Source organism: Yersinia sp. LJYL362, assembly GCF_048323875.1.
This window is the reverse complement of record NZ_JBLWEX010000010.1, coordinates 1-8,216: the sequence shown is the minus strand read 5'-3', so window position 1 is coordinate 8,216 and position 8,216 is coordinate 1. Positions and strand designations below refer to the sequence as shown.

Here is an 8,216-nt window from a genome sequence, read left to right as displayed (position 1 = left end):
GGGGGATTAATCTAGGTGACAGGCTTAAAACCCAGGGGCACTCGCAATCTCACCCATGACATCCCGATGATCAGTCGGGGATCATCGATCCTATGAGGAAAGAGATCAAGATATAAGGGGCACTCCGGTCGCTTACGCACTTGTATTTGAAACAAAGAGCGGCCCCAACGGCACGATTCCCCTTCAGTTGACTTTATCAACAGTCTGAAGGGGGGCGAGACCACCCTTATTGCCTGCATCAGCGGTAAGATGCAGGACGTTATTTCGTCAATAAATGGCCCATCTTGGCGGCTTTGGTCGCCATATAGTGTTCATTTTTAGGATTCTGTCCGACAATCAGCGGAACACGTTCGACGATATTGATCCCGGCCTCGGAGAGAATTTCGACCTTCTTCGGGTTATTCGTCAGCAAGCGCACGGCTTTGACACCCAATAACTTATACATATCAGAGCACAGCGTGAAGTCGCGCTCATCGGCGGCGAAACCCAGTTGGTGATTGGCTTCAACGGTGTCGGCACCTAAGTCCTGCAAAGCATAAGCGCGGATTTTATTCAGTAAACCAATATTACGGCCTTCCTGACGATGATAAATCAGCACACCACGGCCTTCTTCGGCAATATGTGCCAGTGCCGCTTCTAACTGGAAACCACAATCGCAACGCAAGCTAAAGAGGGCATCACCCGTCAGACATTCAGAGTGAACACGGGAGAGCACAGGCTCATTGGTGCTAATATCACCAAAAATCAATGCCAGGTGGTCATGACCGGTGGCTAACTCTTCGAAACCGACCATCAGAAAATCACCCCAAGGTGTCGGTAATTTGGCTTCTGCTACACGTTTTAGCTGCATCTTGCTGTTCATATTATAACTTCATACCCTTAGATAGGTTGTCGCATACCCTACCGTGAATGGCTACTATACCCTTTTGGTTTGAGAGCATAAGGTCAAAAAAAAAATTTTCTGCGATCATTATTAGCTATATTGCCATAACTTTCGGCCTGCTGCTGTTCAACAAAGCAGCAATAAGGTTAGCGAGAATGTCTATCTAAGACTTATTTTAGAAATGATAAAAATTTGTGTATGTTATCAATAGGTAGAGAGACTTATATTTTATAGATATAGCACTATATAAATCGTGCTATCACCACAGGTAATAGGTTGTGGATATTGCCAGAAAGAAAGGGCAACAGATGTGGAATATAGCAAAACGCATTACCGTGGGAGCACTTATTTTACTGCTGCCAACGTTTATCATTTGGCTTTCCGGTTGGCAATGGCGGCCGGGTGGCGGTGAAAGCGGGTTAAAAGGACTTTTTTGGGTAACAGAGACGGTGACCGCGCCGTGGGGCATCGTCACCAGTGTACTACTCAGTGGTTGGTTTTTGTGGTGCCTGCGTTTTCGGCTCAAACCGGCTATCGGGCTGTTGGTTATACTCAGTATGGTTATTGTTCTGGGGCAGGGATTGAAATCACTGATTAAAGAACACGTACAGGAGCCTCGGCCCTTTGTGGTATGGCTTGAAGCTGAACATCATATTGATAACCGCTTTTTTTATTCATTACCCCGTGCTGAGCGCAGCGAGTTGGTTAGACAACAATTGCAAAATCAATCTGTGATCCCCTCGTGGTTGAGCCGCCACTGGCAGTTTGAAACGGGTTTTGCCTTTCCTTCCGGCCACACGGTTTTTGCCGCCAGTTGGGCATTATTAGCCGTCGGATTGTTATGGCCCCGGCGACATTATAAAACGGTGATATTACTGATGCTCTGGGCGCAGGGTGTCATGATGAGCCGCCTGGCATTAGGTATGCATTGGCCTGGTGATTTGATGGCGGCCACGTTAATTAGCGGTTTGTTAGTCGCGATGGTATGCAGTTTGGTGCAGCGGTGGTTCGGCCCGTTGAATATTCCGCCGCAAGAACAGCAAGAGATTGCTACGCGCAAGCATGATTAAGGTTGGGTGACTACGTCTTATTCGCAATTAACTGACTCAACATAATCTCTATTGAACATCGGTTCAGCGCTTTATCTTGGTGCAGGGTTTCTTTGCGGGGTAAGGAAGTGCTAATTTGTTAAGTCAGGACGCCACATTTTTGGCATAATTCATCAGGTTGATTCGGCCTTTAGGAAAAAACGTGAAATATTTGCTGATTTTTTTGTTAGTGCTCGTCATTTTCGTGATATCAGTCACGCTCGGAGCAAATAACGATCAGGTCGTTACCTTCAATTATTTATTGGCTCAGGGCGAATATCGGGTATCTACCTTGTTGGCGACGCTGTTTGCCGCAGGCTTGGTTCTGGGATGGATTATTTGTGGGCTTTTTTATCTGCGGGTTCGCATCTTATTGGGTCGTGCAGAACGGAAAATTAAACGCCTTGAATCGCAGCAAGAGCCACCGATTGAACCCAGTGCGACTGCATCCACACCTGCCGTCAGCAAGGAATAATTTTCTATGTTAGAAATGCTGTTTCTGCTGTTACCGGTCGCTGCCGCCTATGGTTGGTATATGGGGCGTAGAAGTGCTCAGCAGGATAAGCAGCAGGATGCTAACCGCCTGTCTCGTGAATACGTGGCCGGGGTTAACTTCCTTCTCTCAAACCAGCAAGACAAAGCGGTTGATCTGTTTCTTGAAATGCTGAAAGAAGACAGTTCAACGGTGGAAGCACATCTCACGTTAGGCAATCTGTTCCGCTCCCGTGGTGAAGTTGATCGCGCTATCCGCATTCATCAAGCCTTGATGGAGAGCGCCTCTCTGACCTTTGAGCAACGGTTGCTGGCCGTCCAGCAGTTGGGCCGCGATTACATGGCTGCGGGGTTATATGACCGCGCTGAGGATATGTTCAACCAATTAGTTGAAGAGCAAGATTTCCGGCTGGGTGCGTTACAGCAGTTATTAGTGATTCATCAGGCGACCAGTGATTGGAATAATGCCATCGAAGTGGCAGAAAAACTGGTCAAAATGGGTAAAGATAACCAGCGACTGGAAATTGCTCATTTTTATTGCGAATTGGCGCTGCAAGCCATGGGAAGTGATGATCTCGACAAGGCCATGAACTTGCTGAAGAAAGCCGCTTCAGCAGACAAACAGTGCGCCAGAGTGTCCATCATGCAAGGTCGGGTGTATCTGGCCAAGGGTGAGTATGCGAAGGGTGTAGAAGCGCTGGAGCGCGTGTTGGAGCAAGATAAAGAAGTCGTCAGTGAAGCATTGCCAATGCTGAGTGAGTGCTATCAACATCTACAACAACCTGAAGCATGGGCAAATTTCCTGAAACGTTGTGTTGAAGATAACACCGGCGCGACGGCAGAGTTAATGCTGGCGGAAATTCTTGAACAGCACGAAGGCCGGGATGTGGCGCAAACCTATATTAATCGCCAATTGCAACGCCATCCAACCATGCGCGTTTTCTATCGTTTGATGGACTATCACTTGGCTGATGCCGAAGAAGGGCGTGCGAAAGAGAGCTTACTGTTGTTGCGTGATATGGTTGGCGAGCAAATCCGCACCAAACCACGTTATCGCTGCCACAAGTGTGGTTTTACCGCGCATTCACTCTATTGGCATTGCCCGTCTTGCCGTGCATGGGCATCCGTTAAGCCTATCAGAGGGTTGGATGGTCAATAGGTTGTGGGTGAATCAGCAACATCGGGTGAATTGAATCACCCGATTGGCAGGTCATGAAATGATCTATTTTTTCTTCTGCGGCGCTTTTAGCAGTTGGCGCAGTTTCTTCAATTCTTTCTGACTCAACGGCTGTTCAGAGATTTCTTCTACACCTTGGTTATCAATCTCGCTGTGATGCAATTTGGCCTCTTTGCGGCTGCTCTTACTGCCTTTAACATCAACCTCAAAACTTGTCTCTAATCTTTCACAGACTTCAGTACTGAGAGAAAATTGTTTTTCTAAGGCGGCAGCTTTAATTTTTTCTTTTAATTCCAGAGGGATTTTAATGGTTAAGGTAGATATTTCGCTCATCATATAACCTTCAACTTAGGGGAAAATACCAAGCTAAGCGAGGGAAGCGAAACTGTCTAGGGGATAACACAATTGTCACAAAAAATTCACATTGAGCAATTTCAGAAATATACCCTGCGCAGAAGGCCATGGGGTTTGAAGTGATGAAGGATGATGGGTGGGCGCAACCGAGGGGTAAGGCCCGTTACGCAGCAGAGAAATGAACACTACGGGCGGTTGTGCGGGTAATGTATCAGGTCGTGAAATCGCACTGAATGGCTGCTTTCATTGCGGTAGCCGTGCGGGCAATCGGCCGCAAAACGGAGTGCTTCACCGGCAGTCAGCTTACGGGTCACACCATTAACAGTCAGCATCAGTTCCCCTGCAATAACAATCACATGCTCAATCACTCCGGCTTCGTGTGGTGTTGATTCGCTGCATCCGCCCGGCGCGAGATCGATAACAAACATATCCATGCGCAGTGTCGCGTCATAAGGAAACAGCGGCACGACACGCATTCCTGACGTTTCGCTATTGAACGTGGTGAGTAAACCGTGACGGTGTAACGCAGCAGACTGCGCCGGCGGTGTTTCAAGAAATTGTGAAAAAGAGACGTTGAGACCACTAGCGATTTTCCACAGCGTCGCGACTGTTGGGCTGGATTCGCCGCGTTCAATTTGCCCCAGCATCGCTTTACTGACGCCGGTTTGCTCCGCCGTCTGACTCAAACTCCAGCCTCGTTCGCGGCGCACGATTTTCAGTTGACTGCCAATATGCTGGGTGAGTTCCTTCATTTTGACTCCTCAGGCGAGAATTTTATCGAATATGTTTGTGCGTTATAGCGCACAATGATAGGTTGGGCGCATTAAATATACGTTATAACGCACGATAGCATACCGCTCGCGCCCGATAATCAGAAGGATTTTCCCCGATGGCATCGCATTTCAGTTGGCAAGATCTCACATTTTCTGCGGTTATCGCTGGATTTGTGGCTGTTTTGGTCGGTTATACCAGTTCAGCGGCAATAATCTTTCAGGCCGCAGAAGCAGCAGGGGCCAGTGTGGCACAAATTGGTGGTTGGCTGAGCATGCTCGGGCTGGGAATGGGGGTGACTAGCATAGGCTTGTCGCTGTATTACCGCACACCCGTCGTCACCGCCTGGTCAACGCCGGGCGCTGCGTTGCTGGTGACCAGTTTACCGGGCACATCGGTCAATGAAGCCATTGGTGTGTTTGTGTTTGCCACCGGGCTTATTCTGCTGTGCGGCGTGACCGGCTTATTTGCCAGACTGATGCATTATATTCCTCAGGCACTGTCGGCTGCGATGCTGGGGGGGATATTGCTGCGGTTTGGGCTGGACGCTTTTACCTCGCTGCAAAGCCATTTCGCCCTGGCTGGTACTATGTGTTTGGTCTATCTACTGGCAAAACGCACACTTTCGCGCTACGCGATTATTCTGGCACTGGTCGCCGGGCTGATGGTGGCCGGAATACAGGGTGATATTGCCCTGCACGGCCAGACGTTGACTTTTGCCACTCCGGTATTTGTCATGCCACATTTCACACTCTCAACACTTCTCGGTATAGGCGTTCCGTTTTTCGTGGTGACGATGGCCTCACAAAATGCACCGGGCATCGCCACACTGAGAGCGCACGGCTACACTCTACCGGTTTCTCCCTTGATTTCATGGACAGCACTGACCGCGCTATTTTTAGCCCCATTTGGTGGATTTACCGTCTGTATTGCGGCGATTACAGCGGCTATCTGTATGGGGCAAGATATCCATCCTGATCCGAAAAAACGTTATATGGCTGCGGTAGTGGCTGGTTTTTTTTATCTGGTTGCAGGTGTGTTTGGTGGCTCAATCGGTCTGGTCTTTAGCGCACTGCCAGTGGCGCTTATCCATACTATTGCCGGACTGGCCTTGCTCGGCACCATTGCGGGCAGTTTGTATCGAGCGCTGGAAAATGAGCGCCAGCGTGATGCGGCGATTATCACGTTTCTCATAACCGCTTCTGGCGTGACATTACTGGGGATTGGTTCTGCATTCTGGGGGCTGGTGGGGGGGATAATCACGCACCTGATCCTCAGCCTTCCTGCGCGCAAAGCGGAACAGGATGCTGGGAAAAATTGAGTTTATTCACGTGCTGGAAAGCAGGATTTCATTGTCGGGGAAAGGTGGCTGAAATCACCTTTCCCCGGTGTCACTTAGCGATAAATGACTGCGGTGCCGTGCAATTTGTTATTACCGGTTGCAGACGTTATCAAGAATGAGGTTGCACCGGCTTCATCTGCTTTTTTTGCCAGTGTATTTTCTAATTCAGTTAATGTACCGGCATTGCTGGCGGCAACGGTGCCAATCTTACTCAAGCCTGTTGCTGGGGCATGTTGGATTTGTGTGGCAGCAACACTGGCAAATGAGGCACAAGAAAGGACCAATGCAGGGATAATATATTTAATATTTTTCATATAGAACTCCAATAACATATTTGTGATTTAAATTATAAATTATGATTTAAATCAGTAAGTAGACATCAATGTCTTGCGATGGAGTGCATGATACCCTAGGGTGGATTAAATAAAACCTGAAAAAGCTGAACTCAATAGTCAAATATTTTGATTAAGAATTTACCCTTCTTGAAACTTATTTACTCAACTGCCGGTATAGGGGGGTTATCTGCTTTACTTAAATTCACCCCTCTTATCAAAGCCTGACAAATAGGGGTAAACTCCGCGCTACCCGATAGCTGTAATTTCAGTGATACACCCTGTAGAATAGGGTCATTATTATGACTAACTGACTGAAAAAGGCTTGAAAATGACGTCTGCAACTAAAACTAATAACAGTGGATCACTATCTTCCCCGATCGTTGTTGCACTGGATTATGCCAATAAAGACGCGGCGTTAGCCTTTGCTGATCGTGTTAATCCACGTGATTGCCGGCTAAAAGTGGGCAAAGAGATGTTTACTTTGTATGGCCCCCAACTGGTTCGAGACTTGCATCAGCGTGGTTTTGAAGTCTTCCTGGATTTGAAATTCCACGATATTCCCAACACCACAGCCCGTGCGGTTGCGGCGGCGGCGGAGCTGGGGGTGTGGATGGTGAATGTTCATGCCACCGGGGGAGCGCGTATGATGACCGCAGCCAAAGAAGCGTTATTGCCTTATGGCCAACAAGCACCCTTACTCATTGCCGTGACGGTGCTAACCAGCATGGATGGCGAAGATTTACGTGATATTGGTATTAATATCACCCCAGCCGAGCATGCAGAACGGTTGGCAAAATTAACCTGGGATTGCGGTTTAGATGGCGTAGTGTGTTCTGCTCACGAAGCTGTGCGCTTAAAACAGGTCTGTGGTGGTGATGGTGGTGAGGATTTCAAACTGGTGACACCGGGGATTCGCCCGGAGGGCAGTGATGCTGGCGATCAGCGCCGTATTATGACACCAGAGCAAGCTGTAGCGGCAGGTGTGGATTATATGGTGATAGGGCGTCCGATCACCCAATCTCCTGACCCAGAAAAAACCTTAACCGACATTCTGGCCTCTTTGGGTAAGGGGGCAAAATGAGTCATGATAATAGCCGCTTGGTCTATTCAACCGATACCGGGCGTATCACTGAACCCGAGGTCAAACCGCAGCGGCCAAAAGGCGATGGTATTGTTCGCATTCAGCGCCAAACCAGTGGCCGCAAAGGCAAGGGCGTGTGTTTGATTACTGGTATTGATGGCAGTGATGAAATGCTAGAGAAACTGGCAGCAGAATTGAAGAAGAAGTGCGGTTGCGGTGGCGCATTGAAAGACGGTGTCATTGAGATTCAAGGGGATAAACGCGATCTGCTCAAGCAACTGCTCGAAGCCAAAGGGATGAAAGTCAAACTGGCAGGGGGGTGAAAGGAATGACAATATTTTGCTTTATTGTTTGCCGTTTGACGGGGTGACTGCCCCGATGGGCGCTCCGGCAGCTTACGCTGCTACGACCCATTCGGCACATTTCCCCGTCAGTCAACTTTGTTATCGCTATAGCTTCAACAATACAAAATTTTATCCAAAGTTATTGGTGTTGCAGGTAGGCAGCAAGCAAACGAATCCCGATGAGCTTACACAGGAAAGTGATTCGGGTGAGTGAGCGTAGCTAACACCCCTGCAACGACAAGAACGAAGGATAAGTTTATTTGCCAACTTGATGGCCAATAACCCCACCAATAGCAGCACCGCCTAGCGTCCCTAAAGTACTGCCAGTCAATACTGCGCCGCCGACAGC

Annotated in this window: 11 protein-coding genes and 1 pseudogene; 7 read left to right on the top strand and 5 right to left on the bottom strand. The window is 48.6% G+C overall.

What is annotated here, in order from left to right; translation table 11 throughout:
- Positions 1-259 precede the first annotated feature (259 nt).
- Entirely contained in the window at positions 260-850 is a 591-nt protein-coding gene (ribA, locus tag ACNSO8_RS00395; RefSeq protein WP_418393492.1) for a GTP cyclohydrolase II, read from the bottom strand.
- A gap of 341 nt (positions 851-1,191) precedes the next feature.
- Between ribA and pgpB the strand changes: the two genes are divergently transcribed.
- The 3 genes from pgpB (at position 1,192) to lapB (ending at position 3,622) form a co-directional block, all read left to right on the top strand.
- Positions 1,192-1,953, top strand: coding sequence for a phosphatidylglycerophosphatase B (pgpB, locus tag ACNSO8_RS00390; protein ID WP_418393491.1), 762 nt, complete (start codon positions 1,192-1,194; stop codon positions 1,951-1,953).
- A gap of 181 nt (positions 1,954-2,134) precedes the next feature.
- On the top strand, positions 2,135-2,446 hold the full coding sequence (locus tag ACNSO8_RS00385; RefSeq protein WP_418393490.1) for a LapA family protein: 312 nt from the start codon (positions 2,135-2,137) through the stop codon (positions 2,444-2,446).
- 6 nt (positions 2,447-2,452) lie between these two features.
- Positions 2,453-3,622 (top strand): lipopolysaccharide assembly protein LapB, encoded by a 1,170-nt coding sequence (lapB, locus tag ACNSO8_RS00380; RefSeq protein WP_418393489.1) that lies wholly within the window; start codon positions 2,453-2,455, stop codon positions 3,620-3,622.
- A gap of 63 nt (positions 3,623-3,685) precedes the next feature.
- Here the strand turns inward: lapB and ACNSO8_RS00375 are convergent, their stop codons facing one another.
- Both ACNSO8_RS00375 and ACNSO8_RS00370 read right to left on the bottom strand, forming a co-directional pair.
- Complete coding sequence (locus ACNSO8_RS00375; protein ID WP_418393488.1) at positions 3,686-3,973, bottom strand: hypothetical protein; 288 nt, start codon at positions 3,971-3,973, stop codon at positions 3,686-3,688.
- Positions 3,974-4,179: 206 nt separating this feature from the next.
- The gene (locus ACNSO8_RS00370) at positions 4,180-4,746 is read right to left on the bottom strand and encodes a helix-turn-helix domain-containing protein (RefSeq protein ID WP_418393487.1); all 567 of its coding nucleotides are present in this window, start codon (positions 4,744-4,746) and stop codon (positions 4,180-4,182) included.
- 137 nt (positions 4,747-4,883) lie between these two features.
- On the opposite strand from ACNSO8_RS00370, the gene ACNSO8_RS00365 reads away from it, so the two are divergent.
- Positions 4,884-6,086, top strand: coding sequence for a benzoate/H(+) symporter BenE family transporter (locus tag ACNSO8_RS00365; protein ID WP_418393486.1), 1,203 nt, complete (start codon positions 4,884-4,886; stop codon positions 6,084-6,086).
- Positions 6,087-6,160: 74 nt separating this feature from the next.
- Here ACNSO8_RS00365 and bhsA read toward each other — a convergent pair whose 3' ends face one another.
- Positions 6,161-6,421, bottom strand: a complete 261-nt coding sequence (bhsA, locus tag ACNSO8_RS00360) for a multiple stress resistance protein BhsA (protein WP_418393485.1) — start codon at positions 6,419-6,421, stop codon at positions 6,161-6,163.
- A gap of 349 nt (positions 6,422-6,770) precedes the next feature.
- On the opposite strand from bhsA, the gene pyrF reads away from it, so the two are divergent.
- Genes pyrF through ACNSO8_RS00345 form a run of 3 tightly spaced genes read left to right on the top strand, consistent with a single transcriptional unit; the run spans position 6,771 to position 8,081 of the window.
- Entirely contained in the window at positions 6,771-7,523 is a 753-nt protein-coding gene (pyrF, locus tag ACNSO8_RS00355; protein ID WP_418393484.1) for an orotidine-5'-phosphate decarboxylase, read from the top strand.
- Positions 7,520-7,846: a stress response translation initiation inhibitor YciH gene (gene yciH / locus ACNSO8_RS00350; protein ID WP_418393483.1), complete on the top strand. Its 327-nt coding sequence runs from the start codon at positions 7,520-7,522 to the stop codon at positions 7,844-7,846. The genes pyrF and yciH overlap by 4 nt, the downstream gene beginning before the upstream one ends.
- A gap of 16 nt (positions 7,847-7,862) precedes the next feature.
- A complete protein-coding gene (locus ACNSO8_RS00345) occupies positions 7,863-8,081 on the top strand; it encodes a hypothetical protein (RefSeq protein ID WP_418393482.1) in 219 nt (72 codons plus the stop codon).
- A 42-nt stretch (positions 8,082-8,123) separates the two neighbouring features.
- Here the strand turns inward: ACNSO8_RS00345 and ACNSO8_RS00340 are convergent.
- A pseudogene (locus tag ACNSO8_RS00340) lies at positions 8,124-8,216 on the bottom strand (hypothetical protein); the annotation flags it as partial.